General features: G+C 72.5%; 25 protein-coding genes. 14 read left to right on the top strand and 11 right to left on the bottom strand.

All coding sequences use genetic code 11. The features are described 5' to 3' along the window. Nucleotides 1–23 precede the first annotated feature (23 nt). On the bottom strand, nt 24–1,325 hold the full coding sequence (locus tag SGA01_RS32650) for a M28 family metallopeptidase (RefSeq protein WP_141301112.1): 1,302 nt from the start codon (nt 1,323–1,325) through the stop codon (nt 24–26). Between the two features lie 310 nt (nt 1,326–1,635). On the opposite strand from SGA01_RS32650, the gene SGA01_RS32645 reads away from it, so the two are divergent. The 3 genes from SGA01_RS32645 to SGA01_RS32635 all read left to right on the top strand — a co-directional run bounded on the left by SGA01_RS32645 (nt 1,636) and on the right by SGA01_RS32635 (nt 3,173). Continuing rightward, on the top strand, nt 1,636–2,133 hold the full coding sequence (locus tag SGA01_RS32645; protein ID WP_141301110.1) for a DUF1203 domain-containing protein: 498 nt from the start codon (nt 1,636–1,638) through the stop codon (nt 2,131–2,133). 262 nt (nt 2,134–2,395) lie between these two features. Further along, nucleotides 2,396–2,743 (top strand): RNHCP domain-containing protein, encoded by a 348-nt coding sequence (locus SGA01_RS32640; RefSeq protein ID WP_229918385.1) that lies wholly within the window; start codon nt 2,396–2,398, stop codon nt 2,741–2,743. A gap of 1 nt (nt 2,744) precedes the next feature. Beyond that, a complete protein-coding gene (locus SGA01_RS32635) occupies nt 2,745–3,173 on the top strand; it encodes an RNHCP domain-containing protein (RefSeq protein ID WP_141301106.1) in 429 nt (142 codons plus the stop codon). 52 nt (nt 3,174–3,225) lie between these two features. On the opposite strand, the gene SGA01_RS32630 is transcribed toward SGA01_RS32635, so the two are convergent. Beyond that, entirely contained in the window at nt 3,226–3,693 is a 468-nt protein-coding gene (locus tag SGA01_RS32630; protein ID WP_141301104.1) for a VOC family protein, read from the bottom strand. A 54-nt stretch (nt 3,694–3,747) separates the two neighbouring features. On the opposite strand from SGA01_RS32630, the gene SGA01_RS32625 reads away from it, so the two are divergent. Genes SGA01_RS32625 through SGA01_RS32615 form a run of 3 tightly spaced genes read left to right on the top strand, consistent with a single transcriptional unit; the run spans nt 3,748 to nt 5,713 of the window. Continuing rightward, a complete protein-coding gene (locus SGA01_RS32625; protein WP_141301179.1) occupies nt 3,748–4,368 on the top strand; it encodes a CGNR zinc finger domain-containing protein in 621 nt (206 codons plus the stop codon). Further along, a complete protein-coding gene (locus SGA01_RS32620) occupies nt 4,365–4,991 on the top strand; it encodes a GNAT family N-acetyltransferase (protein ID WP_141301102.1) in 627 nt (208 codons plus the stop codon). The genes SGA01_RS32625 and SGA01_RS32620 overlap by 4 nt, the downstream gene beginning before the upstream one ends. A gap of 50 nt (nt 4,992–5,041) precedes the next feature. Next, on the top strand, nt 5,042–5,713 hold the full coding sequence (locus SGA01_RS32615; RefSeq protein WP_141301100.1) for an NADPH-dependent F420 reductase: 672 nt from the start codon (nt 5,042–5,044) through the stop codon (nt 5,711–5,713). On the opposite strand, the gene SGA01_RS32610 is transcribed toward SGA01_RS32615, so the two are convergent. Together SGA01_RS32610 and SGA01_RS32605 are read right to left on the bottom strand one after the other, a co-directional pair. Then, nucleotides 5,638–6,303: a DUF4291 domain-containing protein gene (locus SGA01_RS32610; RefSeq protein ID WP_141301098.1), complete on the bottom strand. Its 666-nt coding sequence runs from the start codon at nt 6,301–6,303 to the stop codon at nt 5,638–5,640. The two genes, SGA01_RS32615 and SGA01_RS32610, sit on opposite strands and share 76 nt — an antisense overlap. 122 nt (nt 6,304–6,425) lie before the next feature. Next, nucleotides 6,426–6,863 (bottom strand): winged helix-turn-helix transcriptional regulator, encoded by a 438-nt coding sequence (locus SGA01_RS32605; RefSeq protein WP_141301096.1) that lies wholly within the window; start codon nt 6,861–6,863, stop codon nt 6,426–6,428. A gap of 137 nt (nt 6,864–7,000) precedes the next feature. Between SGA01_RS32605 and SGA01_RS32600 the strand changes: the two genes are divergently transcribed. After that, nucleotides 7,001–7,318, top strand: a complete 318-nt coding sequence (locus tag SGA01_RS32600) for a DUF6401 family natural product biosynthesis protein (RefSeq protein WP_055641905.1) — start codon at nt 7,001–7,003, stop codon at nt 7,316–7,318. A 33-nt stretch (nt 7,319–7,351) separates the two neighbouring features. Here SGA01_RS32600 and rarD read toward each other — a convergent pair whose 3' ends face one another. Together rarD and SGA01_RS32590 are read right to left on the bottom strand one after the other, a co-directional pair. After that, nucleotides 7,352–8,281, bottom strand: a complete 930-nt coding sequence (rarD, locus tag SGA01_RS32595) for an EamA family transporter RarD (RefSeq protein ID WP_229918389.1) — start codon at nt 8,279–8,281, stop codon at nt 7,352–7,354. Between the two features lie 178 nt (nt 8,282–8,459). Continuing rightward, nucleotides 8,460–9,326, bottom strand: coding sequence for an SDR family oxidoreductase (locus SGA01_RS32590; RefSeq protein WP_141301094.1), 867 nt, complete (start codon nt 9,324–9,326; stop codon nt 8,460–8,462). Nucleotides 9,327–9,483: 157 nt separating this feature from the next. On the opposite strand from SGA01_RS32590, the gene SGA01_RS32585 reads away from it, so the two are divergent. From SGA01_RS32585 to SGA01_RS32570, 4 genes are all read left to right on the top strand, one after another. Next, complete coding sequence (locus tag SGA01_RS32585) at nt 9,484–9,843, top strand: winged helix-turn-helix transcriptional regulator (RefSeq protein ID WP_141301175.1); 360 nt, start codon at nt 9,484–9,486, stop codon at nt 9,841–9,843. A gap of 85 nt (nt 9,844–9,928) precedes the next feature. Then, entirely contained in the window at nt 9,929–10,774 is an 846-nt protein-coding gene (locus SGA01_RS32580; RefSeq protein WP_141301092.1) for a hypothetical protein, read from the top strand. Then, nucleotides 10,771–13,023, top strand: coding sequence for a bifunctional serine/threonine-protein kinase/ABC transporter substrate-binding protein (locus SGA01_RS32575; protein ID WP_141301090.1), 2,253 nt, complete (start codon nt 10,771–10,773; stop codon nt 13,021–13,023). Before SGA01_RS32580 ends, SGA01_RS32575 begins: the two co-directional genes overlap by 4 nt. A 3-nt stretch (nt 13,024–13,026) precedes the next feature. Continuing rightward, complete coding sequence (locus SGA01_RS32570; protein WP_141301088.1) at nt 13,027–15,213, top strand: bifunctional serine/threonine-protein kinase/ABC transporter substrate-binding protein; 2,187 nt, start codon at nt 13,027–13,029, stop codon at nt 15,211–15,213. Between the two features lie 49 nt (nt 15,214–15,262). Here SGA01_RS32570 and SGA01_RS32565 read toward each other — a convergent pair whose 3' ends face one another. From SGA01_RS32565 to SGA01_RS32545, 5 genes are all read right to left on the bottom strand, one after another. Next, nucleotides 15,263–16,324 (bottom strand): 2-oxoacid:ferredoxin oxidoreductase subunit beta, encoded by a 1,062-nt coding sequence (locus tag SGA01_RS32565; protein WP_141301086.1) that lies wholly within the window; start codon nt 16,322–16,324, stop codon nt 15,263–15,265. Then, nucleotides 16,317–18,254 (bottom strand): 2-oxoacid:acceptor oxidoreductase subunit alpha, encoded by a 1,938-nt coding sequence (locus SGA01_RS32560; RefSeq protein ID WP_141301084.1) that lies wholly within the window; start codon nt 18,252–18,254, stop codon nt 16,317–16,319. The genes SGA01_RS32565 and SGA01_RS32560 overlap by 8 nt, the downstream gene beginning before the upstream one ends. A 359-nt stretch (nt 18,255–18,613) precedes the next feature. After that, on the bottom strand, nt 18,614–19,285 hold the full coding sequence (locus SGA01_RS32555) for a response regulator transcription factor (protein WP_057950495.1): 672 nt from the start codon (nt 19,283–19,285) through the stop codon (nt 18,614–18,616). Nucleotides 19,286–19,405: 120 nt separating this feature from the next. After that, nucleotides 19,406–20,692 (bottom strand): sensor histidine kinase, encoded by a 1,287-nt coding sequence (locus SGA01_RS32550; RefSeq protein ID WP_141301082.1) that lies wholly within the window; start codon nt 20,690–20,692, stop codon nt 19,406–19,408. Nucleotides 20,693–20,847: 155 nt separating this feature from the next. Beyond that, the gene (locus tag SGA01_RS32545) at nt 20,848–22,047 is read right to left on the bottom strand and encodes a sensor histidine kinase (protein WP_141301080.1); all 1,200 of its coding nucleotides are present in this window, start codon (nt 22,045–22,047) and stop codon (nt 20,848–20,850) included. A 197-nt stretch (nt 22,048–22,244) separates the two neighbouring features. Here SGA01_RS32545 and SGA01_RS32540 point away from each other — a divergent pair, with 197 nt between their 5' ends. The 3 genes from SGA01_RS32540 to SGA01_RS32530 form a co-directional block, all read left to right on the top strand. Further along, the gene (locus SGA01_RS32540; RefSeq protein ID WP_174867584.1) at nt 22,245–22,673 is read left to right on the top strand and encodes an NADH-quinone oxidoreductase subunit A; all 429 of its coding nucleotides are present in this window, start codon (nt 22,245–22,247) and stop codon (nt 22,671–22,673) included. Next, nucleotides 22,664–23,227 carry an NADH-quinone oxidoreductase subunit B gene (locus SGA01_RS32535; RefSeq protein WP_141301078.1) on the top strand — a complete coding sequence of 188 codons (564 nt, stop codon included), beginning with the start codon at nt 22,664–22,666 and terminating at the stop codon, nt 23,225–23,227. The genes SGA01_RS32540 and SGA01_RS32535 overlap by 10 nt, the downstream gene beginning before the upstream one ends. Next, nucleotides 23,224–24,553: NADH-quinone oxidoreductase subunit C (locus SGA01_RS32530; protein WP_141301076.1), on the top strand; the 1,330-nt coding region annotated here is incomplete at its 3' end. The genes SGA01_RS32535 and SGA01_RS32530, both read left to right, overlap by 4 nt.

The raw sequence follows: 24,553 nt of genomic DNA, 5'->3' as shown, positions 1-24,553 counted from the left end.
CTTCCGCCGGCTCTTCCCCTGGCTTACGGGAAGGTCAGCTTGAAGTTGTTGATGTAACCGGTGTCGACCGAGGCCTTGTCCTGGACGCGGAGCTTCCAGGCGCCGTTGGCGACCTCCGAGGAGGCGTTCACGGTGAAGGTCTGGACGATGTTGTCGGCGCTGCCGCCGGACCGGTTGGACAGGCTGTAGACCGAGCCGTCGGGGGCGACGAGGTCGACCACGAGGTCACCGCGGTAGGTGTGGACGATGTCCACGCCGACGGCGAGGTTGCTCGGGGCGTTGCCGGTGATGCCCGTGACGTTGACCGTCGAGGTCACCGCGGCGCCGTTGTCCGGGACCGAGACGTCGGCCGTGTTCTCGAAGACCGTGCCGGTGGGCGGCGTCGTGGTGCCGGACAGCGCCCAGATCGCGTGCGCGACCGCGTCGCTGTTGCGGTCCAGGGCGGTGTCGTTGATGTTCGACGTGTTGTCGCAGGACGAGTGGTAGCAGCGGTCGAAGGCCGTGGCCGTACCGCCCCACTTCGACACCTGGGCACTGGTCTTGACCCGGCTCGCGCCCGTGAAGAGACCGCCGACGGGTATGCCGACGTTCTTGAACGAGGCGTGGTCCGAGCGGCCGTCGCCCTCGGTCTCGATCTCGGTGGGGACACCGAGACCCGCGAAGTAGTTCTTGAAGGTCTGCTCGATGGCCGGGTCGTCGTCGTAGACGAAGTAGCCCGGGTTGGGCGAGCCGATCATGTCGAAGTTCAAGTAGCCGGAGACCTTGGACCGTTCGGCCGTGGGCAGCTGGCTGACGTAGTACTTCGAGCCGACGAGACCGAGCTCCTCCGCGCCCCACCAGCCGAAGCGCAGGTGCTTGGAGGGCTGGTAGCCGGACCGGGCGACGGCGAGGGCCGTCTCCAGGACCGCGGCGGAGCCGGAGCCGTTGTCGTTGATGCCGGCGCCGGAGCTGACCGAGTCGAGATGCGCGCCGGCCATCAGGACCTGGTTCGGGTCGCCGCCCGGCCAGTCGGCGATGAGGTTGTAGCCGGTGGCACCGCTGGACGTGAACTGCTGGATCGTCGTGGTGTATCCGGCGGCGTCGAGCTTGGCCTTCACGAAGTCGATGGACGCCTTGTAGCCGGTACGGCCATGGGCGCGGTTGCCGCCGTTGGCGGTGGCGATCGACTGGAGGTCCGTCAAGTGCTGCTTGACGTTGGCCAGCGGGATGTCGGGCGCGGCGACGGCCGCACGCGACTCGGCGCCGGCGGTGCCGGTGAGACCGGCGAGTGCGAGGGCCGCGAGAGCGGCGACCGCGGTGACGCGTCTGGGCACGGAGATGTTCATGTGGGGGCTCCGGATTCCGAACGGGGATGGGACGGAACGTGCGAGACGCCTCGGGCTTGGGTGCCACGAGGCGCTGGAGCTGTGCGAGTGCATGTGCGGTGTTCAGTTGTTCTGTTGTGCGTGCTGAATGTTCAGCGAGAGTTTGACTCCGCGTCAAGAGCGGAAACCGGTCAGGTGCGTTCGCTCAGCGGACGAGGGAGATTCCGTCGCCGGTGGCTCCCCTGCCCAGGCCCCGCACCCGGATCCCGTCCCGAGCTTCCCGTCCGAATTCCGCCAGCGGGCGGCGGTGGCTCCGCGTGACCCTGGCTCCATGACCACCTACACCGCTCGTGCCATCCCGTCCGCCGTCCTCGCCCGGCTGCGCGTCACCGACGACGCCGGGCGTCCCTTTGTGCCGTTCGTCGCCGAGGAAGGGGGCGGCCCCCTGCGGTGCTGTCTGCGGGCCGCCGTCGCGGGGGAGCGGATCGCGCTCGTGTCGTACGCCCCGCTGCGGCGCTGGGCCGCCGAGGCCGGGGTCGATCCCGGGGCGTACGACGAGCAGGGGCCCGTCTTCGTGCACGCCGAGGAGTGCGGCGGACCCGCGCCCTCGGAGGCGTACCCCTTCGTGCGCGGCGGGGTGCTGCGGGCTGTCCGGCGGTACGACGCGGCGGGGCGGATCGTCGGCGGGCGGCTCCTCGAGCTGTCCGAGGCCGCCGGTGAGGAGGCGGATGGGGCGTTCGCCGAGGCCTTCGCCGATCCGGCCGTCGCCCTCGTGCACGTACGGGCCGTCGAGTACGGCTGCTTCCTCTTCGAGGTGCGGCGGCCGTGACGCCGTAAGCGTGGGAAGCGTGGGAAAAAGCGGTGGCGGGTCGGGTCGGCGGGGTCGTAGTTTCGGAGGGTCTTCCGTCCGCGTGTCCCCGGTCCGGTCCCGCCTCGCGTGGCCCGACCTGCCCGACCCTGCCCCGTAGAGAGGGTGTTGTATGCCCCGGCCCGCGCCGAGCGCGCCTCGACGCACCACCGCGTAGCCGTACTCCGAGGCCGCTCGGCCGACTCCTGCTGTTATCGACGATTCCTCAGCAAGGAGCCCCCGGGTGCCCATCACCTCCCTCGACACCTTCCTCTGCGTGTGGTGCGGTCTGACCGTCCACGCCCATCCCGCCGACGGGCCGCGGCGCAACCACTGCCCGTCCTGCCTGCACTCGCGGCACGTCGTCGACCACGTCGACGGCGGGCCCAGCGAGTGCGCCGCCCGGATGACGCCCATCTCCATCGCCGTGCTGCGCAACGGAGACTGGCGGGTGATCCACCGGTGCGTCCGCTGCGACGAGCTGACGTCCAGCCCCGTCGCCGGGGACGACAACCGGCTCATCCTGATGCGGATGGCGGTCCGGCCGCTCGCACAACCCCCGTTCCCGCTCGAAGCGTTCGGGGAGCTGTGACATGGCGCGGCGCAAGAACGCCCAGGTCCGCCGTGTCGCCCAGCGGCGCAAGGATGTACTCCACGGGCAGGGGCGGCAGCACCGGTCGCACGACTTCCGGTGTGCCGGCTGCCGGCTCGACGTGTCCCTGTCCGCGCCCGGCACCGCCCACCGCAACCACTGCCCGAACTGCCTGGTGAGCCTGCATGTGGACCGCCGGGTGCCGGGTGACCGGGACGCGGACTGTCACGGGCGGATGGCGGCACTGAGCGTCTCCGTGCGTCCGGACGGCGAGTGGATGATCGTCCACGAGTGCCTGTCCTGCGGCGAGTTGAGCGTCAACCGGATCGCCGGGGACGACAACGCCCTCGCCCTGATGCGGCTCGCGCTGCGGCCGCTGCGGGACCCGGGTGTCCCGGGTGCCGCGCACGAGGCGCTGCTCACTCTGTGAGCGTGTGGCCGCCGGGCGGACGGGGAATCCCACTCGTCCGGCGGCCACTGCCTCACTGCACGCAGAACTCGTTCCCCTCCGGGTCCGCCATCACCACCCACGACCCGCCCTGCTCGGCCACCCGGCGCAGGACCGTGGCGCCCAGGCCCTCCAGGCGGGTCACTTCGGTGTCGCGGGCGCCGGATTCGGCGTGGACGTCGACGTGGAGGCGGTTCTTGACGGTCTTCGGCTCGGGGACCTGCTGGAAGAGGATCCGGCGCCCCAGGCCCGCGCCGCTGACGGGGTCCAGGGGATCGTCCGGGTGGCGGACGGCGGCGAGGGTGCGCCAGCCGAGGCGTTTCTCGGGGGTGCCGGGGTGGACGGTGGCGGTCTGGTCCGCGGGGACGGCCCCCGCGCCGAGCAGCTGCTCGACGAGGGCGCTGTGGTCCTCTTCCCGGTAGCGGAGGGCGGCTGCCCAGAACGCTGCCTGGGCGTGCGGGTCGGAGCAGTCGATCACGAGCTTCCAGTGGAGCGCAGTCATGTAACTACTTATACTGGTTACGTGACTCAGGCCGCCACCGGAACACGCCCGGGAATGACGCTCCAGCACCGCGACGGACAGCGGTTCCACTTCGACGCCGGGGCGCTCTGCCTGGAGCTGCTCCTCACCGGAGGCCCCGGTCCCGTCGCCGCCCGATACGAAGTCCTCGACGATGCGCGGGGCCTCCATGACTGGATCAGGGACTGCCGCCTCGCCCCGGGTCCGGACGTGACCGTGACGCCCGCCGAGCTGACGGCCGTGCGGACGGTACGGGACGCCCTCTGGCGGCTGGCTCTGGCGCGCGCCGGGGGAGAGGCATACGACCCCCGGGATCTGGCGGCGGTCAACGAGGCCGCCGCGGGGGCGCCGCTCGCGGCCGTGATCCGCCCGGACGGCACCCGCGCCTGGGCCCCCGGCGCCACCGGGACCCGGCTCCTGGCCACGGTCGCCCGGGACGCCGTCGAGCTCCTCACCGGCCCGTACGCCGACCGGATCCGCGTCTGCGGCGCCGACGACTGCGCCCTGCTCTTCGCCGACACCTCACGCCCCGGGCGCCGCCGCTGGTGCTCGATGGAACGGTGCGGCAACCGCCACAAGGTGCGGGCGCACCGTGCCCGTACCCCTGGGGAAGGGGCGGGGGAGGAAAGGGCGGGGGAGGGAAGGATGGCGCCATGACTCGTGAACTCTCCACGGCGCCCGTCCTCCCCGCCGGTGCCATCGCCGGCTCCCCGCAGCCCGAACTCGCCGCCGTCGGCGGCCTGGTGCTCCGTCCCTGGGCCGACGCCGACGTTCCGGTCTTCCTCACCGCCTACCAGGACCCCGCGATCCGGCGCTGGCACACGCGCAGGCCCGCGTCCGAGGACGCGGTCCGCGCCTGGTTCGACGGCTACCGCCGGGACTGGGAGCGGGAGCGCGGCGGGCACTGGGCGGTGGTCGCCCCCGGCACCGGTGAGGTCCTCGGGCGGATCGCGCTGCGTGGCATGGACTTCGACGACGGACTGGCCGACTGCGCGTACTGGGTGCTCCCCGCCGCGCGGGGAGCGCGGGTCGCCTCCCGCGCCCTGACGGCGCTCACCGCGTGGGCCCTGGACGACATCGGGTTCCACCGCCTGGAGCTGGACCACTCGACCCGTAACGAGGCCTCGTGCCGGGTCGCCCTGGCTTCCGGTTACGCGTGGGAGGGGACCAAGCGGAGCGCGGCCCTCCATGGCGACGGCCGGCACGACATGCACCTGCACGCGCGGGTACGGGAAGACGCGGGACGGTTCGGGCCGCCGTCGGCGGCCTCGGCGTCGTAGGGTCGGGCCGCCGGGTCATTGGTTTTCGGACACCGAGGAGAGCACACGTCATGAGGATCGCCGTACTGGGGACGGGCGAGGTCGGTCGCCGCCTCGCCACCAAGCTGGTCTCCCTCGGGCACGAGGTCGCCATGGGCTCCCGCACCGCGGACAACGCCGAGGCCGTGAAGTGGGCCGAGGAGCACGGCGGCGCGCACGGCACCTTCGCCGACGCCGCCGGCCCCGCCGAGCTGGTGGTGAACGCGACCGGCGGACTCGTCTCCCTCGCCGTCCTGGAGTCCGCGGGCGCGGAGAACCTCCGCGGCAAGGTCCTCGTCGACGTCTCCAACGCGCTGGACTTCTCGGAGGGCTTCCCGCCCAAGGTCCTCACGCCCGACGGCGGCAGCCTCGCCGAGCAGCTCCAGAAGGCCTTCCCTGAGACCCGTGTCGTCAAGACGCTCAACACGATGACCAACACGGTGATGGTCGAGCCCGACCGCGTCCCGGGCGACCACAACGTCTTCCTCAGCGGCGACGACGAGGGCGCGAAGGCCGTGGTCGCCGATCTGCTCCGCTCGTTCGGCTGGCCCTCCGGCCGGATCCTGGACCTCGGCGACCTGTCGAGCGCCCGGGCCACCGAGCAGCTCGTGCAGCTGTGGCTGCGCCTCTACGGAATGTTCGGCACCGGCGACTTCAACTTCTCGGTCTCGGTGGCCGGTTCGGCGGGGTTCGCCGCTTCGTGAACGAGCAGGTGGTCCAGTAGCCCGTCGGGCGTCGGGTACGGCTCCTCGCGGGGCAGCAGCCGGGCGGCGGCGGTCGGGTCGCCCGCGCGGACCAGCGCGTGGACGTCGTGGGCGAGCGGGGTCACGTCGGTGACGGAGACCGTCCACTCGTCCGCGTACCGGCGGGAGGCCTCGCCCGACAGGCCGAGCTGGAGCGAGCGGTGCGGGAGCGGGCGCAGGTGCAGGTCGCGCTCCGGGTCCCACTGGACGCGGGCCGGGGCCTGCCGCAACTGCCGCTTCCAGGTGGCCTGGTCGGGGTGGAAGCGGCGTACGTAGTGCGAGAGGCAGGCGTTCCGCAGGGCCCACTCGAAGCCCTCGCGGGTGATCTCCACGGCGAGGACCGTCTCCTGGCCCTCCTTCGCGCCCCAGCCGCAGCGGTACATCATCCACAGGAACGACGGCTTGATCCACGTCATCCGGTCGCGCTTCCAGGTGGCCGGGAATCGACCGTCGCGGGCGGCGGGCAGGCCGATCTCCGGCCGGTACGCCTGGTAGACGGTGACGGTGTCCGGGGTGTGGAGCGCCCGGATCCGGTACTTCGGTTCTTCCATGGACCTCAGAGTGGGCGACGCCCCGGGGCGCGGGCCACCGGATTTCCGGGGGCGCCGGGCTCGGGGCTCCGGCTGCTCCGGACGCCGACCGCTCCCGGCTCCGGCTTCCCCCGTACCGGCCCTCAGGTGAGGGCCGCCTCCTTCGCGTCGTACTCCTCGCGTGCCGCCGCGATCTCGTTCTGGTGCTGCTCGGTCCAGGTCACGAGGGAGCGGATCGTCGTGTGCAGGGTGCCGCCGAGGGGGGTGAGCTCGTACTCGACGCGGGGCGGGACCACCGGGTGGACGGTGCGCTTCACCAGGCCGTCGCGCTCCAGCTGCCGCAGCGTCACGGTCAGCATGCGCTGGCTGACGCCGTCGATCTCGCGCTTGAGCTCGGTGAAGCGCAGGACGCGGCGGTCGAGGAGGGCGATGACGAGCAGGGACCACTTGTCGGCGACGCGGTCGAGGATCTGGCGGACCTCGCAGTCCTCGCGGGTGTCCCACTGGAAGGGATCGGGGTCCCCGTCGCTCCCGTAGCTCGCCGCGCAGTGGCTCGGTGCCTTGATGGCGCTGTCATCCATGACCCGATCCTGGCGCAGGGCCCGGTCGGTTACAAGAGAGAACCGACCCCATGGGTGGTAACCGGCCACTCCTCGCCCCCTCCGGCTGCGACCAAGGTCACGCCCTGAACCTCCCTGTCCGCACCTAATGTGGAGTGATGAGCGATTCGCCCGGCTGCCCCCTGACCGATGTCGCCCTCGCGTACCTGCCCCGGCTCGCGGAGGTCACCTCCGAGCCGGGCCTCGCGGCCGCCGTCGACCAGCACGCCGCCGCGGTGTGCGACGCGCTCGTCCCGGCACAGCGCGGGCCGGAGGGCCGGACCGTACGGCGGGAGGAGCTCGCCGACTATGTGCGGGGGTTCACCCACGGGCTCTCCGAGGCCGAGTGGGCCGAGCCCGCGGGCCACGACTTCGTGACCCTGCGGCTGACGGCGGTCTGCTGGCTGATCAGGGAGCACGACCTCCTGGACGCCTGAGTGACGTCCGACCGACGTGTGAGGTCGGTCGGGTCAGCGTCCCTGGTGGACCTTCGGGGCGACCGAGGCCGCCTCGATCGAGGCCGCCTCGACCGAAGCGACCGCCTCCGCCGACGCGGCGGCCATCGCGGCCCGGCTGCGGCGGGCCGTGCGCAGCGCGTCCCAGGTGAGGAGCGTCAGGGCGAGCCAGACCAGTGAGAAGCCGGCCCACCGCTCCGGCGGCATCGCCTCGTGGAAGTACAGGACCCCGAGCAGGAACTGGAAGGTCGGCGCCAGGTACTGGAGCAGTCCGAGCGTCGACAGCGGTACGCGGATGGCGGCCGCGCCGAAGCAGACCAGCGGCACCGCCGTGACGATCCCGGTGGAGACGAGCAGGGCCGCGTGTCCGGCGCCCTCGGAGCCGAAGGCCAGCGTGCCCTGGGTGCCGAGCCAGACCAGGTAGCCGAGGGCCGGCAGGAACTGGACGGCGGTCTCGGCGGCGAGCGACTCCAGGCCGCCGAGGTTGAGCTTCTTCTTCACGAGGCCGTAGATCGCGAAGGAGGAGGCGAGGACGAGCGAGATCCACGGCGGCTGCCCGTAGCCGATCGCGAGGACCAGGACGGCCGCGAAGCCGACGCCGACCGCCGCCCACTGGGCCGGGCGCAGCCGCTCCTTGAGGACGAGGACGCCGAGCGCGATGGTGACCAGCGGGTTGATGAAGTAGCCGAGGGACGCCTCGACGACCCGGCCGGTGTTGACCGACCAGATGTAGAGACCCCAGTTCACGCTGATGACGGCGGCGGCGACGGTGATCAGCGCGAGCTTGCGCGGGCTGCGCACGAGCTCCGGTATCCAGCTCCAGCGGCGGAGCGCGAGCAGCGCGATGCCGACGAAGACCAGCGACCAGACCATCCGGTGGGCGAGGATCTCGACGGCCCCGGCGGGCTTGAGAAGCGGCCAGAAGAGCGGGACCAGTCCCCACATGCCGTAGGCGCCGATCCCGTAGAGCAATCCTGCTCGTCCCTCGTTCTCCGTCTTCGTCTCCACCGGACCTCCTGCCCTGCCCCGCCCCGCGCCGCGCTGTCCTGTCGAAGGTAGCGCCGCGAGGGGGAGGTTGTCATGCCCGTATCGCCATACGGTCATGACATTTCGAGGGCCCGGTTCAGGAGGCGTTCAGCGCTTCCTTGATCGTCACGGCGATCGGGGTGGTGGGGCGGCCGATCAGCCGGGCCAGGTCGCCGGTCCGCAGGGCGAGCGCGCCGTGCTCGACGGCCCGGTCGACGTCGACCAGGATCGCGGCGAAGGGCTCCGGGACGCCGGCGCCGGTGAGGATCGCGAGGTGGGCCTCGGCGGGGACGTTGTTGTACGCGATCTCCCGGCCGGACTGGGCGGCGACCTCGGCCGCGTACTCGGCGTGCGACCAGGCGATGTCGCCGCTCAGCTCGTACGCCTTGTTCAGGTGCTCCTCGGCCGGGCCGGTCAGGACGGCGGCCGCGGCGGCGGCGTAGTCGGCGCGGGTCGCGGAGGCGATCCGGCCCTCGCCGGCGTTGGAGACGACGGCGCCGTGGGCCAGGACCGGGGCGAGGTTCGCGGTGTAGTTCTCGGTGTACCAGCCGTTGCGGAGGAAGGTGTGCGGCAGGCCGGAGGCGAGGATCAGCCGCTCGGTCTCCTTGTGCTCGGCGGCCAGGTCGAAGTCGGCCTCCGGGCCGCCGAGGACGCCGGTGTACGCGAGCTGGGCGACGCCCGCCGCCTTGGCCGCGTCGATCACGGCGGCGTGCTGCGGGACGCGCTGCCCGACCTCGCTGCCCGAGATGAGGAGCACCCGGTCGCCGGCCTCGAAGGCCTCCGCCAGGGTCTCGGGCCGGCTGTAGTCCGCGATCCGCAGCTCGACGCCGCGCTCGGCGAGGTCGGCGGCCTTCTCCTTGTTCCGGACGACGGCCGCGACGGACCCGGCGGGCACGGTGGCGAGGAGGGCGTCGATGACGAGACGGCCGAGCTGTCCGGTGGCTCCGGTGACGACGATGCTCATGGTGGGTCCTGTTCCTTTTCCCGTGGGGTGCGGTGGGCGATGCACTCACCGTACGTCGGGCGCTTTCCTTTCGTAAGTACCCACTTTGAAGTAAGGTACTGGTGTGGAAGTAAGTAAGGAACCGAAGAGCCTGCTGGTGGACGTCGTGGGCGGCGGCATGTGCCCGGCCCGGCTCGTCCTGGAGCACGTCACCAGTCGCTGGGCCGTACTGATCCTCATCGCGCTGCGCGAGCGTTCGTACCGCTTCAGCGAGCTGCGCCGCCGGGTCGGCGGCGTGAGCGAGAAGATGCTCACGCAGACGCTCCAGACCCTGGAGCGCGACGGCTTCGTCCACCGCGACGCCAAGGCCGTCATCCCGCCCCGCGTCGACTACAGCCTCACCGCCCTGGGCGAGGAGGCCGCCCGCCAGGTCCGGGAACTCGCCCGCTGGACCGACCAGCGGGTCGCGGAGGTCGAGAAGGCCCGCGCGCGGTACGACGAGGCGCGTCGCGAGACGGCTACCGGTTCGTCCCAATGATGTTGTAGACCAGGCGAGTTGTCGGCGCCGCACCGTACGATCTGCTCACGTTCGGGGGAAACCGTGAGGGACCGTGGGGGGAACTGTGACGTACAGGGACCGACGACCGCTGCGCGCCTGCTGTGCCGTACTGGTGGGCGGACTCCTCGCCACCGGGTGCGCCGGCGGAGCCGACGACGGGAAGGGACCCGAGGGCAAGGGGAGTACGAGTACGGCACCGGCGCCCACCAAGGCGCAGGCCACCGTCCCGGCTCCCGCCCCGACCGCCCTCGACTTCACCCCGGACCCGAAGCGCGCGCCGAAGACCGAGGCCGAGGCCCGGCGCCTCGCCCTCGCCGTCGTCGCCGGGCCCGACGCCTGGGCCCCGGGCTACGTCAAGCGCACCCCGTACCTCAGCGACCCGGACTACTGGCCCGTCCTCGGCGCCAACTGCTCCTGGGAGACCGGCACCCGGCCCGCCGACGTCCTGGCCAGCGTCACCGCCTACAGCGAGATCCCCGCCACCGGCGGCAAGGGCGTCCTGCGGGTCGCCGCCACCGTCACCGTGCACCGCACCGAGTCCGCCGCCGACTGGGAGATGGCCTCCACCCTCGAAGAGGCGCTGAACTGTCCCGACCAGAAACTCCGCGACGGCGAGCGCATCACCGGCCTCATGTCACTCGGCAACCCCTTCGGCGTCGGCGGCAACGCCACCGCCCACGACGCGATCCGCGAGGGCGGCTCCTACGTCAACGACGCGGTGAAGGGGAAGCAGCCCTACAGCTGGTACCAGTCCCGGCTCGGCCAGGTCACCGTCGCCACCGTCGTCAAGGGCGCCCCCGGCTACCAGGAGATGAACGGAGACACCATCACCGGCACGGCCCAGGCGCAGGTCCAGGCCCTCGTCACCATGCTGCAACGCGCCGAGGACGAGCTGGAGGTCCAGTCGTGAGCACTCCCACCCCGCAGCCCCGGCCCGAACGACCCGAGCCCGGCGCCCTCCAGCCGCTGCTGCCCTCCGACCCGTCGGCGATCGCCGGCTACCGGCTCCTCGGCCGCCTCGGCGCCGGCGGCATGGGCGTCGTCTACCTCGGCCGCACCGCCGCCGGCGAACTCGCCGCCGTCAAGGTCACCCACGCCGACCAGGCCGACCAGCCCGACTTCCGCGCCCGCTTCCGCCGCGAGGTCGAGGCCGCCCGCCGGGTCTCCAGCCCCTGGGCCGTCCCCGTCACCGGCGCCGACCCGGACGCCCCCGAACCGTGGATGGCCACCGCCTTCGTCGCCGGCCCCTCCCTCGGTGAGGCCGTCGCCGCGCACGGCCCGCTGCCCGAGCGGAGCGTCCGCCTCCTCGGCTGGTCCGTCGCCCGCGCCCTCGCCGCCGTGCACGCGGCCGGGCTCGTCCACCGAGACGTGAAGCCCGGGAACGTCCTCCTCGCCGTCGACGGCCCCCGTCTCATCGACTTCGGCATCGCCCGCGCCACCGGCGAGACCGCCCTCACCGCCACCGACATGGTCGTCGGCACCCCCGGCTTCCTCGCCCCCGAACAGGCCGAGGCCCGCACCGACGCCATCGGCCCGCCCGCCGACGTCTTCGCCCTCGGCTGCCTCCTCGCGTACGCGGCGACCGGACGCCCGCCCTTCGGCACCGGCGCCGTCGACGCCCTGATGTATCGGACCGTCCACGACGAACCCGACCTCACCGGCGTCCCCGAAGGACTGCTCGACCTCGTCCGCGCCTGCCTCGCCAAGGACCCCGCCGGACGGCCCACCGCGGCCGAGATCGGGGTCCAGCTCGTCGAGGACCGCCCCGGCGACGGCGCCGAATGGCTCCCCGCACCCGTCGTCCGGACCATCGCCGAACGCTCCGCCCGGATGCTCGCCCTCCCCGAGATCGACGTCACCGAGACCGGCGGGACCACCGGCCCGGCCGCCCCGGAGAAGAGCCGACGCGGCTTCCTGCTGCTCGCCTCGGGCGCCGCCGTGCTGGCCGTCGGCGGCGGCGCGGCGGCCGTCTGGGCGGGGCTCGGGGACGACAAGGAGACGGACGGCAAGGGCGGCAAGAAGCCCGTACCGCCCCGCACCAGCTGGACGATCGGCGTCCTCGCCGACCTGTCCGGGCCCGCCAAGGAGATCGGCCAGGCCCAGGAGCGCGGCGCGCGCCTCGCCGTCGAGCAGTTCAACGCCCGCAAGGACAAGCCCTTCACGCTCGCCCTCAAGGTGGTCGACGACCGGGGCGACGCGACCCGCGTCCTGGAGACCGTCAAGCCCCTCACCACCGACCCCGGGGTCCTCGCCGTCCTCGGCCCCACCACCGACGCCGTCGGCCAGGCCGTCATGCCCGCCTTCGAGGAGGCCGGGATCCCGCTGATCACGGTCTCGGCGGGATACAACCTGCTCACCCTCCGCACGGGCACCACGCGGAACGAGACGCTCCTGCGCGCCATCCCCAACCACATCAGCGCGGGCACCCACCTCTCCTTCGCCGCCACCCTGCTGCCCGCGATCCGCCGCCCAGGCGTCCTGGAGGACCGGACCGAGGACCACTACAGCTGGCAGGTCACCGGCGGCGTCCGCTTCGGCTTCGGGCAGGCCGGGATCCCCCCGCACTTCCGGGTCGTCCCCGCCCACGCCGACGCCGGCGCGTACCGCCGGGTGCTCGGCGAGATGATCGACGCCGGCATCGACGCCTACGTCCACTGCGGCGTCACCGAAACCGCCGTCCACGCCGCCCGAGCCCTCACCGAACTCGGCTTCACCGGACCGAGGTTCACCGGCCAGGCCGTCTTCGGCCAGGACTTCCTCAAGCAGGCCGGGTCGGCCGCCGAGGGCTGGTTCGTGTGCGCGCCCGTCGCCGACCCCGCGACCCAGAAGACGGCCGCCGCCTTCACCGCCGCCCACCGCAAGCGGTTCGGGACGGCCCCCGCGTACTACGCGGGCGAGTCGTACGACGTCGTCACGATGACGATCGAGCAGCTGAAGGCCCAGGCGAAGGCCGGCGGCAAGCCCGCCCGCAAGGGCCTGTGGGCAGCGCTGCGCAAGCAGAAGTACACCGGCGCGATGGGCGGTTACCACTTCAACGAGTTCGGCGACCTGGGGATGGGCGGCACCTTCGTCTTCGCGGTGCAGAACGGCGCGTACAAGCCGATCGGCTCCGCGCCCCTGCTGCCGAGCAAGCCCAAGAAGAACGACAAGAAGGCCTGACCCGTGCAGCCGCTCCGCAAGGCCGACCCGTCGACCCTCGCCGGCTACCGGCTGCTCGGGCGGCTCGGCGCCGGCGGCATGGGCGTGGTCTTCCTCGCCCGTTCCGCCGGCGGGACCCTCGCCGCGCTCAAGCTCATCCGCGCCGAGCATGCCGCCGACCCCGGCTTCCGGGAACGGTTCCGCCGCGAGGCCCGCGCCGCCGAGCGCATCACCGGCCGCTGGGTCGTCCGCGTCCTCGGCGCCGACCCGGAGGCCCGCGAACCCTGGCTCGCCACCGAGTACGTGCCCGGCCCCTCGCTCGCCGAGGCCGTCGCCCTGCACGGCGCCCTCCCCGAGCCGACCGTCCGGGCCCTGGGCGCCCGGCTCGCTTCCGCCCTCGTCGACATGCACGAGGCCGGGCTCGTGCACCGCGACGTCAAGCCCGGCAACGTCCTCCTCGCTCTCGACGGGCCCCGCCTCATCGACTTCGGCATCGCCCGCTCCGCCGGCGCCACCGCCCTGACCGCCACCGACGCGATGATCGGCACCCCCGGCTTCCTCGCTCCGGAACAGGCCCGCGTCACCGGGGCGGGCGAGGTCGGCCCGGCCAGCGACGTGTTCTCGCTCGGCTGTGTCCTCGCCTACGCCCTCACGGGCGAACGCCCCTTCGGCACGGGTGCGGTGGCCGCCGTCGTCTACCGCACCGTCCACGAGGAACCCGACCTCGACGGCGTCCCCGACAGCGTCCTCCCGCTGGTCGCCGCCTGCCTCGCCAAGGACCCGGCGGACCGGCCCACGGCCGCCGACGTGCGGGCCGCGCTGGGCGCGGCCGACGGCCCGGCGGGCGACTGGCTCCCACCCGGCCTGCCCGCGCTGATCGCCCAGCGCTCCACCCGCGTCCTCGACCTGCCCGTCGCCGACCCGACCCTGCTCACCCAGGAGGACCGGCCCACGGGCGTCTCGCGGCGCCGGCTGCTGATCGCCGGCTCCACCGCCGCCGTCGCGGGCGCCGGCGGTCTCACCGCCTGGCTGCTCACCCGCTCACCGGGCGGCGGCACGGGCACGGGAACGGGCGGCACCGGCGGCCCCCTCGCCTCGTACACGATCGGCGTCCTCACCGACCTGAGCGGCCCCACCAAGTCGGACGGGCGGGGGCAGGAGCGCGGCATCCGGCTGGCCGTGGAGGAGTTCAACGCCCGCGCCGACCGGCCATGCGACGTACGCCTCCGGGTCGAGGACGACGGGGGGAAGCCGGAGCGCGCCAAGGCTGCCGCACTGGCTCTGCTCAAGGACCCGAAACTGATCGGCGTCCTGGGGCCGACGACGGCGCCGACCGCGGCCGCCGCCGCGAACGAACTCACGCTCCGCGCGATGTCGTTGGCGAGCGTCATCGCCGACGTCCCGGCCACTCAGATCAAGGGCCAGGACGCCAAGACCACCTACTTCCAGCCCCGAACCCAGCAGGGGATGATGTCCCTCGCCTTCCTCCGCTATCTCGTCGAGCACGAGGCCTACCGGACTGCCGTCGTGGAGGACCGGGCCGCCGGAGAGTACAGCTGGCTGCTCGTCAAGAACCTGAAGGACTACCCGCCGTCGGGGAAGAAGGACGGGTCGGTGACCTCGCACCCCGTGGAGGCGGACAGCGAGGACTTCGGCGCCGCCGTACGAGCCGCCCTCGCGACCGACCCGCAGGGCGTGTTCTTCGCGGGGGCGTCGCCGCGCCGGGCCGCGCTGTGTGCCAGGGCCCTGCGCGACCAGGGCTACCGGGGCCCCTGCGGCAGCGTCGAGTACGTGCTCCAGCCCGAGTTCCTCGCCGTCGCGGGCCCGGCCGCCGAGGGCTGGTACTTCGGCACGGGCTACGTGGATCCCGACGGGATCCCGGCGGCGCGGGCGTTCACGGCCGCGTACCGGAAGCGCTGGGGTCTCTCCGCCGGGACCCCCGTCGAACGGTTCGCGACGGAGGCGTACGACGCCGCCAACTGGGCGCTCCAGGGGCTGCGTATCGCGAGCGCCAACAACGCCGAATCGGTGGCCGCGGGTGTCCGGAACAGCCTGGTGCGGAGCTCGTACCAAGGGCTCGTCAAGGAGTACGTGAACCGGACGGGTGGGAACCTGCCCGTCGCCCTCCTGGGCCTCTTCCTCTGGCAGGTGAAGGGCGGAGTGCCCCGCTTCCTCGGGAAGTTCGACGAGGCGGCGGCGAAGGGAACGTGAAAGGGCCCGGCCGACTCGTGTCGACCGGGCCCTCACACGCACACACGCGTCAGCCCGCCACCGTCCACGTGTCGTTGCCGGTGAGGAGCCGGCCCAGGTCGCCCTTGCCGTGCTGTTCCACGGCCGTGTCGAGCTGCTCCGCCATCAGCGTGTCGTAGACCGGACGGTCCACCGACCTGAACACCCCGATGGGCGTCTGGTGGAGGGTGTCCGGGTCCGCGAGCCGCGAGAGCGCGAAGGCCGTGGTGGGGGTGGCGGAGTGGGCGTCGTGGACGAGGATCCGCGACTCGTTCTCCGGGGTGACCGTGACGACCTGGAGGTCGCCGGTGGCCGGGTCGCGGACGACGCCCTTGTCGAGCTCGGCGCCGAAGCGGATCGGCTGCCCGTGCTCCAGGCGGATGACCGCCTCCTTCGCCTGGTCCTTGTCCTTGAGGACCTCGAAGGCGCCGTCGTTGAAGATGTTGCAGTTCTGGTAGATCTCGACCAGCGCCGTGCCGTTGTGGTCGGCGGCCTGGCGCAGGACCTCGGTGAGGTGCTTGCGGTCGGAGTCGACCGTGCGGGCCACGAAGGAGGCCTCCGCGCCGAGCGCGAGCGACACCGGGTTGAAGGGCGCGTCGAGCGAGCCCATCGGGGTCGACTTGGTGATCTTGCCGACCTCGGAGGTGGGCGAGTACTGGCCCTTGGTCAGCCCGTAGATCCGGTTGTTGAAGAGCAGGATCTTCAGGTTGACGTTGCGCCGGAGCGCGTGGATGAGGTGGTTGCCGCCGATGGAGAGCGCGTCGCCGTCGCCCGTGACGACCCAGACGGACAGGTCGCGGCGGGAGGTGGCGAGGCCGGTGGCGATCGCCGGGGCGCGGCCGTGGATGGAGTGCATCCCGTACGTGTTCATGTAGTACGGGAAGCGGGAGGAGCAGCCGATGCCCGAGACGAAGACGATGTTCTCCTTCGCCAGGCCGAGTTCGGGCATGAAGCCCTGGACGGCGGCGAGGACGGCGTAATCACCGCAGCCGGGGCACCACCGCACCTCCTGGTCGGACTTGAAGTCCTTCATCGACTGCTGGGCCTCGGCCTTGGGCACCAGGCTCAGCAGCGTCTCCGTGGGCTCAGGCATCGATGGCCTCCTTGAGGACGGCCGCGAGCTGCTCGGCCTTGAACGGCATGCCGTTGACCTGGGTGTGGCTGCGGGCGTCGACGAGGTACTTCGCCCGGACGAGGGTGGAGAGCTGGCCGAGGTTCATCTCGGGGACGACGACCTTCTCGTACCGCTTCAGCACCTCCCCGAGGTTCTTCGGGAAGGGGTTGAGGTGGCGCAGGTGGGCCTGGGCGATCGGCTTGCCCGCGACCCGGAGGCGGCGGACGGCGGCGGTGATCGGCCCGTAGGTGGAGCCCCAGCCGAGCACCAGGGTGCTCGCGCCGTCCGGGTCGTCGACCTCGATGTCCGGGACGTCGATGCCGTCGATCTTGGCCTGGCGGGTGCGGACCATGAACTCGTGGTTCGCGGGGTCGTACGAGATGTTGCCGGTGCCGTCCTGCTTCTCGATGCCGCCGATGCGGTGTTCGAGGCCGGGGGTGCCGGGCACGGCCCAGGGGCGGGCCAGGGTCTCGGGGTTGCGCTTGTACGGCCAGAAGACCTCGGTGCCGTCGTCGAGCGTGTGGTTCGGCCCGGTCGCGAACTGTGTCCGCAGGTCGGGGAGCTCCTCGACGTCCGGGACGCGCCAGGGCTCGGAGCCGTTGGCGAGGTAGCCGTCGGAGAGCAGGAAGACGGGCGTGCGGTACGTCAGGGCGATCCGCGCCGCCTCCAGGGCCGCGTCGAAGCAGTCCCCGGGCGTCCTGGGGGCCACGATCGGCACCGGGGCCTCGCCGTTGCGGCCGTACATGGCCTGGAGGAGGTCGGCCTGCTCGGTCTTGGTGGGCAGACCGGTGGACGGGCCGCCGCGCTGGATGTCGATGATCAGCAGCGGCAGCTCCAGGGAGACCGCGAGGCCGATCGTCTCCGACTTGAGGGCCACACCGGGGCCGGACGTCGTGGTGACGGCGAGTGAGCCGCCGAAGGCCGCGCCGAGCGCGGCGCCGATGCCGGCGATCTCGTCCTCGGCCTGGAAGGTGCGCACGCCGAAGTTCTTGTGCTTGGACAGCTCGTGCAGGATGTCCGAGGCCGGTGTGATCGGGTACGAGCCCAGGTACAGCGGCAGGTCCGCCTGGCGGCCCGCGGCGATCAGGCCGTACGAGAGGGCCAGGTTCCCGGAGATGTTCCGGTACGTGCCGGTGGGGAAGGCCCGGGTCGCCGGGGCGACCTCGTAGGAGACGGCGAAGTCCTCGGTGGTCTCGCCGAAGTTCCAGCCGGCCCGGAAGGCGGCCACGTTGGCCTCGGCGATCTGCGGCTTCTTCGCGAACTTCTGGCGCAGGAACTTCTCGGTGCCCTCGGTCGGCCGGTGGTACATCCAGGAGAGCAGCCCGAGCGCGAACATGTTCTTGCTCCGCTCGGCCTCCTTCCGGGACAGGCCGAACTCCTTGAGGGCCTCGATGGTCAGCGTCGTCAGCGGCACCGGATGCACGTGGTACGCGTCCAGCGACCCGTCCTCCAGGGGCGAGGTCGCGTAGCCGACCTTGGCCATGGCGCGCTTGGCGAACTCGTCGGTGTTGACGATGATCTCGCCGCCGCGCGGCACGTCGCCGATGTTGGCCTTGAGCGCGGCCGGGTTCATCGCGACCAGCACGTTCGGGGCGTCGCCCGGGGTCAGGATGTCGTGGTCGGCGAAGTGCAGCTGGAAGGACGAGACGCCCGGCAGCGTTCCGGCGGGTGCGCGGATCTCGGCCGGGAAGTTCGGCAGCGTGGAGAGGTCGTTCCCGAAGGACGCCGTCTCCGAGGTGAAGCGGTCACCCGTGAGCTGCATGCCGTCACCGGAGTCGCCCGCGAAGCGGATGATCACCCGGTCGAGACGGCGCACTTCCTTCTCGGTGCCGTGGTGGGCCGTCGCCGGGGCGCTGCGCTGCTCCCCGAGCAGGGCCTCACCGGCCTCGCTACTGACCTGGCTGGTCACTGAACTGGACCTCCCTCGTGGCAAGGGGACTCTCCGCCGGAGGCGGGAGAAGGCTCGGGAGACGCCGGCCGATCACCGGTCGTCCCGTGGCCCACCCTACGACGGTAAGGGGGCCCCTCCCGGGACTTCTCGTATGGTGGACCTCTTTTTGAGACGCCCTCTTGCCCTGAATTGTCACGTTCTGTCGCCACCCGGATTGTTCCGGAAGGTCGCGTTACGCCTCATCCTTTGGATCTAGGACCCTCCGGTTGTCGGACGGTCCGCAGCCTTCCCGACGCCACTCCGGCCTCACTCCGGCCTCGCTCCAGCCGCACTCGGCCCGGCCGGACCGCGGCTGTTTCTGACAGGGTGTCAGATTTTCAGGACTTCAGGTATGTCAACACCGCGAGTACCCGCCGATGATCACCGTCACTCGGCGAGAGACCCAGTTTCAGGAAGATGTTGCTGATGTGCTTCTCCACCGCGCCGTCGCTCACCACCAGCTGCCGCGCGATCGCCGAGTTCGTCCGGCCCTCCGCCATCAGACCGAGGACCTCCCGCTCGCGCGGGGTCAGGTTCGCCAGCACGTCCTGCTGCCGGGACCGGCCGAGCAGCTGCTGCACCACCTCGGGATCCAGGGCCGTACCGCCCCCGGCGACCCGGACGACCGCGTCCACGAACTCGCGGACCTCCGCGACCCGGTCCTTCAGCAGATAGCCCACGCCCCGGCTCGAACCGGCCAGGAGTTCGGTGGCGTACTGCTCCTCCACGTACTGCGACAGGACCAGGACGCCGAGCCCCGGGTACTCCTTGCGCAGCCGCACCGCCGCCCGCACGCCCTCGTCCGTGTGCGTCGGCGGCATCCGCACGTCCGCCACCACCACGTCCGGCAGCGCTCCCTCGTCCGCGAGCCCGGCCACCAGCTTCACCAGCGCCTCGCCGTCACCCACCCCGGCGACGACGTCGTGCCCCCGGTCGGTCAGCAGCCGGGTCAGCCCCTCGCGGAGCAGCACCGAATCCTCCGCGATGACCACCCGTACCCGGTCCGTCACCTCTTGTACCACCACGTCCCGCCGCCCCCTGTTCCGAAGGTCAAAAGTCAATGAGACCCCCAGCATCGCAAAAAGCCGTCCGCCCCGGGGCAGGCCCGGAGCGGACGGTGAGCGTCCGGTCTACGCACGCCAGGGCAGCTCGACGGTCACGGTCGTCGGCCCGCCGGCGGGCGAGTCCACCGCCAGTACGCCGTCGACCGCCCCGACCCGGTCGGAGAGCCCCGCCAGGCTCCGGCCCGCCGCCGCCTCCGCGCCGCCGACACCGTCGTCCCGCACCTGGAGCATCAGCCGGTCACCCGCCCGCCACACGTCGACCCAGGCGCGCCGGGCCCGAGCGTGCTTCGAGACGTTCTGGAGGAGCTCCGAGACCGTGAAGTACGCGATGCCCTCGATCGCCGCGACCGGCCGGGCCGGCAGGTCCACGTCCACCGACACCGGGACCGCGCACCGGGAGGCCACCGACGAGAGCGCCGCGTCCAGGCCCCGGTCCGTCAGGACGGCCGGGTGGATCCCCCGGGCCAGGTCCCGCAGCTCCTGGAGGGCGACCTTCACCTCGCCGTGCGCCTCGTCGACCATCACCGCCGCGGCCTTCGGGTCCTCCGCCAGCTTCTCCTTCGCGAGCCCCAGATCCATGGCGAGCGAGGCCAGCCGGGCCTGCGGGCCGTCGTGCAGGTCCCGCTCGATGCGCCGCAGGTCGGCCGCGGCCGTGTCCACGACCAGGCCCCGGTCCGACTCCAGCTCCGTCACGCGGGAGGCCAGCCGCGAGGGGCCGAGCAGCCCGGAGACGAGGAGCCGGTCGACGGCGACGATCCCGCGCAGCACCCACGGCCCGACCAGGACGAACAGCAGGCCGATCGCGCTGGTGACGCCGGTCTCGAAGGGCGAGTCGAGGTAGAAGTTGTGCGTCCCGTCCCCGTACAGCTGGATGCCGTCCTGGCCCACGTACGCCGGGAAGACCCACTGCCACAGCGGGTACGTGAAGAGGCTCCAGCCCCAGCCCCACAGCGCCACCGTCACGGTGAAGCCGAAGATCGCCCACGGCATGTGCAGGATCGCGTACAGCAGGTGGCGCCACGACGCCCCGTTCTTCAGCATCGCGCCCATCCAGGAGAACGCCCCGCCGGTCTTGCCGCGCACCGGCTCGGGCGCCTTCACGTCGAAGTCGAGGAGCGCCCGGGCCCTGGCCCGCTCGACCGCGCCGAAGCCCCGGCACATCGCGAGCGCCCCGGCCAGGATCGGCACCCCGAGGAAGGTGATGAGCAGCCCGGCACCGGCCGAGACGAAGGCGACGGAGAGCGCGAACCAGCAGACGCTGAGCGGCAGCCCGATCAGCACGTAACCGAGCGCACGCCAGGTGCGGGCCTCGAACGGCGCGCTGATCGCGGCGGGGAGTCGGGGGGAGGCCATCGCGGTCGTCCTTCTCTGCTCGGGGGCTGTGGTCCGTGGGCTGTGGTGTGACGTCTTCCAGAATTCCGTCCCGGCGCGCTCCGGACCATGAGGGGAGTGGGCGTCTCGGACGGGGGGTTTTCCCTACCTGGGGCGCGGACGGCTGACGTCGTCGCTCAGGACGCCGGCCGGGAGCGCCACGGCAGCTCCGCCGTGACCGTCGTCGGACCGCCCTCGGGGGAGTCGACGACCAGGAGGCCGTCCACCGCCCCGAGCCGCTCCGTCAGCCCCGCGAGACCCGTCCCGCCGTCGAGCCGCGCCCCGCCGACGCCGTCGTCGCGCACCTGGAGCATCAGCCGGTCCTCCGACCGCCACACCTCCACGGACGCGGACCGCGCCCGCGCGTGCTTGGAGACGTTCTGGAGCAGCTCAGAGACCGTGAAGTACGCGATGCCCTCGATCGCCTCGGCCGGCCGCTCCGCCAGGTCCACCGACACCTTCACCGGGACCGTGCACCGCGCGGACACCGAGGAGAGCGCGGCGCTCAGCCCCCGGTCCGTGAGGACGGCCGGGTGGATGCCCCGGGCCAGGTCCCGCAGCTCCTGCAGCGCGAGCTTCACCTCGCCGTGGGCCTCGTCGACCATCGCCGCGGCACCCTCCGGGTCCTCCAGGAGCTTCTCCTTCGCGAGACCGAGCCCCATCGCGAGGGCGACGAGCCGGGCCTGCGCGCCGTCGTGCAGATCGCGCTCGATGCGCCGCAGGTCCGCCGCGGCCGTGTCCACGACCACGCCCCGGTCCGACTCCAGCTCGGCGATCCGCCGCTCCAGCTCGTCGGAGGGCGAGAGAAGGCCGCGGACCATGCCCCGGTCGCCGTTGGCGAGACCGCGGGCGATGAAGGGCAGGACGGGCCAGAGGATCAGGAGCGAGACCAGGGTGACGGTGAACGTCACGATGCCCCAGGGCAGCCGGATCAGCCCGTACAGCTGGGTCCGCCAGGCCACCGGGTCCTTCAGCGAGGACCACAGCCAGGCGAAGAAGCCGCGGCGCTTCGGCATCCGGGACGGCTCCGCGACATGCACCCCGAGCAGCGCACGGGCCCGCGCCCGCTCCGACCGGCCGATCCAGCGCGCGCCGCCGAGCCCGAGGGCGAGCAGCGGCAGCCCGATCACCGTGACGGAGAGGCTCACGCCGACCAGGACGGTCACGACCGCGTAGACGAAACCGGCCAGGGCCGTGAAGAGGTTGGAGAGGAGGAAGGAGATCTCCTTCCAGGTCTCCTTCCCGTAGGCGGACCGCACGGGCGGCCGGGGGGCGGGGGAGGAGGTGGGGGAATCGGCGGCAACCGCGGCGACGGCGGATTCATGATCGGCGCTCATGGTCACCAGACTGCCGGTCGCGCAGCGCGCGACGCCATGGGGGAGGTGGGTGAGAGCCAGTAGGGATATCCCCACCTGGGACGGCCGGGGGACGGCCCGGGGACTGTCCGGGGATCTGTCCGGGCACTGTCCGGGGACTGCTTACGGTCCCTTTAGCAGGGCCTAGACTCGCGTCCGTACAACAACAGAAGTGACCCATGAGACACCGAGACCGAGGGGCGGACGTGCGGGAACCGACCGTTGTCGCGGCCGACGCGGCGGACTACTTCCAGACGTACTCCGTCGTCGGCGTGCTCGCCGTCGTCGGCGTGCTCTTCGTCGCCGTGGCCTTCACGGCCAACCGGCTGCTCAGGCCTGTCGTGCCGACACCCGAGAAGCTCCTCACCTACGAGTGCGGTGTCGACCCCGTGGGGGAGGGCTGGGCGCACACCCAGGTCCGCTACTACGTGTACGCCTTCCTCTACGTGATCTTCGCCGTCGACTCGATCTTCCTCTTCCCCTGGGCGACGGTCTTCGCGGCGCCCGGCTACGGCGCCACGACCCTGGTCGAGATGTTCGTCTTCCTCGGCTTCCTGGCCGTGGGGCTGCTCTACGCGTACAAGAAGGGCGTCCTGACATGGACGTAACACCGCTGCCCGCGCCCACGCTGGGGCCGCTCGCCCGCCTGGCGCCCGAGCCGATGAAGGTGGTCCTGAACTGGGGCCGCCGCTACAGCCTGTGGGTCTTCAACTTCGGCCTCGCCTGCTGCGCGATCGAGTTCATCGCCGCGTCGATGGCCCGGCACGACTTCATCCGGCTCGGCGTGATCCCCTTCGCGCCGGGCCCGCGCCAGGCGGACCTGATGATCGTCTCCGGCACGGTGACGGACAAGATGGCCCCGGCCGTGAAGCGGCTGTACGAGCAGATGCCCGAGCCGAAGTACGTGATCTCCTTCGGCGCCTGCTCGAACTGCGGCGGCCCGTACTGGGACTCGTACTCGGTGACGAAGGGCGTCGACCAGATCATCCCGGTCGACGTGTACGTGCCGGGCTGCCCGCCGCGGCCGGAGGCGCTCCTCCAGGGCATCCTCAAGCTCCAGGAGAAGATCGCGCGCGAGAACCTGGCGGAGCGGTACGCGACGACCGCGTCGGTCTCGGAGCTGACGAGCCCGCTGACGCCCCCGCCGGGAGCCACGTCATGAGCGCCTTCGACTCCCTCCCCGACTCCGTCACCGAGATCTTCGGCGAGGAGGCGACGGCGGAGCACGCGTACGACCTGCTGACGGTCGACGTCCCGCCGGCCGCCTGGATCACGGCCCTCACCACGGCCCGCGACGAGCTGGGCTGCACCTACTTCGACTGGCTGAGCGCGGTCGACGAACCGGGCACGGGCTTCCGCGTCTGCGCCCACGTGGTCGCCCTCTCGGCCGGCCACCCCCCGCGCCGCCTCCTCCTCCGCACGACGGTCCCGCACGCGGCCCCGGTCCTCCCGACGGCGATCGGGGTGTACGCGGGCGCGGGCTGGCACGAGCGCGAGACCCACGAGATGTTCGGCGTGGACTTCACGGGCCACCCGCACCTCGTCCCTCTCCTCCTCCCGGAGAACTTCGAGGGCCACCCGCTGCGCAAGGACTTCGTCCTCGCGGCCCGGGTCGCGAAGGCGTGGCCGGGAGCGAAGGAGCCGGGCGAGTCCCACGACGGCGGAGGCCCCAAGCGCCGCCAGATGCTCCCGCCGGGTGTACCGGACCCCAACGAATGGGGCCCCCTCAAGGGCCAGCTCCCCCCGGCCCCGACCCGCCCGACCCGAGCGGCGGCGGGCCGCGCCCGCGCGACCACGGAGGGCTCGGAACCGGGCGCTCCCGTACGCCGCTCCCGCTCGGTGACAGAGGGCTCGGCAAGCCAGCCGGACCCGGCCACCCCGGCACGCCGCTCGCGCACGACGTCGGAGGGCTCGGCAAGCCAGGCGACCCCGGACCCGAGCGCTCCGGTACGCCGCTCCCGCACGGCGTCGGACGGCTCGGCAAGCCAGGCGACCCCGGAGGAGCCGGCCACGTCACCCGAAACCCCGACCACGCCGCGGCGCTCCCGCACGACGTCGGACGGCTCGGCGAGCCAGGCGACCCCGGAGCCGGACCCGGGCGCCCCGGCGCGCCGCTCGCGCACGACGGCCGACGGCTCGGCGAGCCAGGCCACCCCGGAGCCGGGCTCCCCGGTACGCCGCTCGCGCACGGCGTCGGAGGGCTCGGCCAGCCAGACGGCTCCGGAGGAGCCGGGCACCTCGCCCGAACCCCCGGCCGCCCCCACGGCCCGCCCGCCCCGCCGCTCCCGCACGACGGCCGACGGCTCGGCGAGCCAGACGGCTCCGGACGCGGCGACCCCCGCCACCCCGCGCACCCGCAGCTCGGACGCCCCCTGGCACCACGCCCGCCCGGCCTTCGACGAGAAGCCCGAACAGCCGGAACCCCCGGCCGAGGCCACCGAGGCCGAGCCTGCCCCGGTGTCCCCGGCCGCCCCGGCGACCCCGGCGG

Source organism: Streptomyces gardneri, from assembly GCF_006539185.1.
Lineage (GTDB): Bacteria > Actinomycetota > Actinomycetes > Streptomycetales > Streptomycetaceae > Streptomyces > Streptomyces gardneri.
The sequence above is the reverse complement of the archived record's forward strand: the minus strand, read 5'-3'. Positions and strand labels throughout refer to the sequence as shown.

What these genes read in the sequence shown, in the direction of transcription:
- SGA01_RS32605 (WP_141301096.1), bottom strand. Translation starts at nt 6,863, where the DNA reads ATGGATGACAGCGCCATCAAGGCACCGAGCCACTGCGCGGCGAGCTAC.
- SGA01_RS32645 (WP_141301110.1), top strand. Translation starts at nt 1,636, where the DNA reads ATGACCACCTACACCGCTCGTGCCATCCCGTCCGCCGTCCTCGCCCGG.
- SGA01_RS32650 (WP_141301112.1), bottom strand. Translation starts at nt 1,325, where the DNA reads ATGAACATCTCCGTGCCCAGACGCGTCACCGCGGTCGCCGCTCTCGCG.
- SGA01_RS32610 (WP_141301098.1), bottom strand. Translation starts at nt 6,303, where the DNA reads ATGGAAGAACCGAAGTACCGGATCCGGGCGCTCCACACCCCGGACACC.
- SGA01_RS32585 (WP_141301175.1), top strand. Translation starts at nt 9,484, where the DNA reads ATGTGCCCGGCCCGGCTCGTCCTGGAGCACGTCACCAGTCGCTGGGCC.
- SGA01_RS32630 (WP_141301104.1), bottom strand. Translation starts at nt 3,693, where the DNA reads ATGACTGCGCTCCACTGGAAGCTCGTGATCGACTGCTCCGACCCGCAC.
- SGA01_RS32550 (WP_141301082.1), bottom strand. Translation starts at nt 20,692, where the DNA reads ATGGCCTCCCCCCGACTCCCCGCCGCGATCAGCGCGCCGTTCGAGGCC.
- SGA01_RS32600 (WP_055641905.1), top strand. Translation starts at nt 7,001, where the DNA reads ATGAGCGATTCGCCCGGCTGCCCCCTGACCGATGTCGCCCTCGCGTAC.
- SGA01_RS32615 (WP_141301100.1), top strand. Translation starts at nt 5,042, where the DNA reads ATGAGGATCGCCGTACTGGGGACGGGCGAGGTCGGTCGCCGCCTCGCC.
- SGA01_RS32565 (WP_141301086.1), bottom strand. Translation starts at nt 16,324, where the DNA reads ATGCCTGAGCCCACGGAGACGCTGCTGAGCCTGGTGCCCAAGGCCGAG.
- SGA01_RS32540 (WP_174867584.1), top strand. Translation starts at nt 22,245, where the DNA reads ATGAGACACCGAGACCGAGGGGCGGACGTGCGGGAACCGACCGTTGTC.
- rarD (WP_229918389.1), bottom strand. Translation starts at nt 8,281, where the DNA reads ATGTGGGGACTGGTCCCGCTCTTCTGGCCGCTTCTCAAGCCCGCCGGG.
- SGA01_RS32535 (WP_141301078.1), top strand. Translation starts at nt 22,664, where the DNA reads ATGGACGTAACACCGCTGCCCGCGCCCACGCTGGGGCCGCTCGCCCGC.
- SGA01_RS32635 (WP_141301106.1), top strand. Translation starts at nt 2,745, where the DNA reads ATGGCGCGGCGCAAGAACGCCCAGGTCCGCCGTGTCGCCCAGCGGCGC.
- SGA01_RS32620 (WP_141301102.1), top strand. Translation starts at nt 4,365, where the DNA reads ATGACTCGTGAACTCTCCACGGCGCCCGTCCTCCCCGCCGGTGCCATC.
- SGA01_RS32545 (WP_141301080.1), bottom strand. Translation starts at nt 22,047, where the DNA reads ATGAGCGCCGATCATGAATCCGCCGTCGCCGCGGTTGCCGCCGATTCC.
- SGA01_RS32590 (WP_141301094.1), bottom strand. Translation starts at nt 9,326, where the DNA reads ATGAGCATCGTCGTCACCGGAGCCACCGGACAGCTCGGCCGTCTCGTC.
- SGA01_RS32625 (WP_141301179.1), top strand. Translation starts at nt 3,748, where the DNA reads ATGACGCTCCAGCACCGCGACGGACAGCGGTTCCACTTCGACGCCGGG.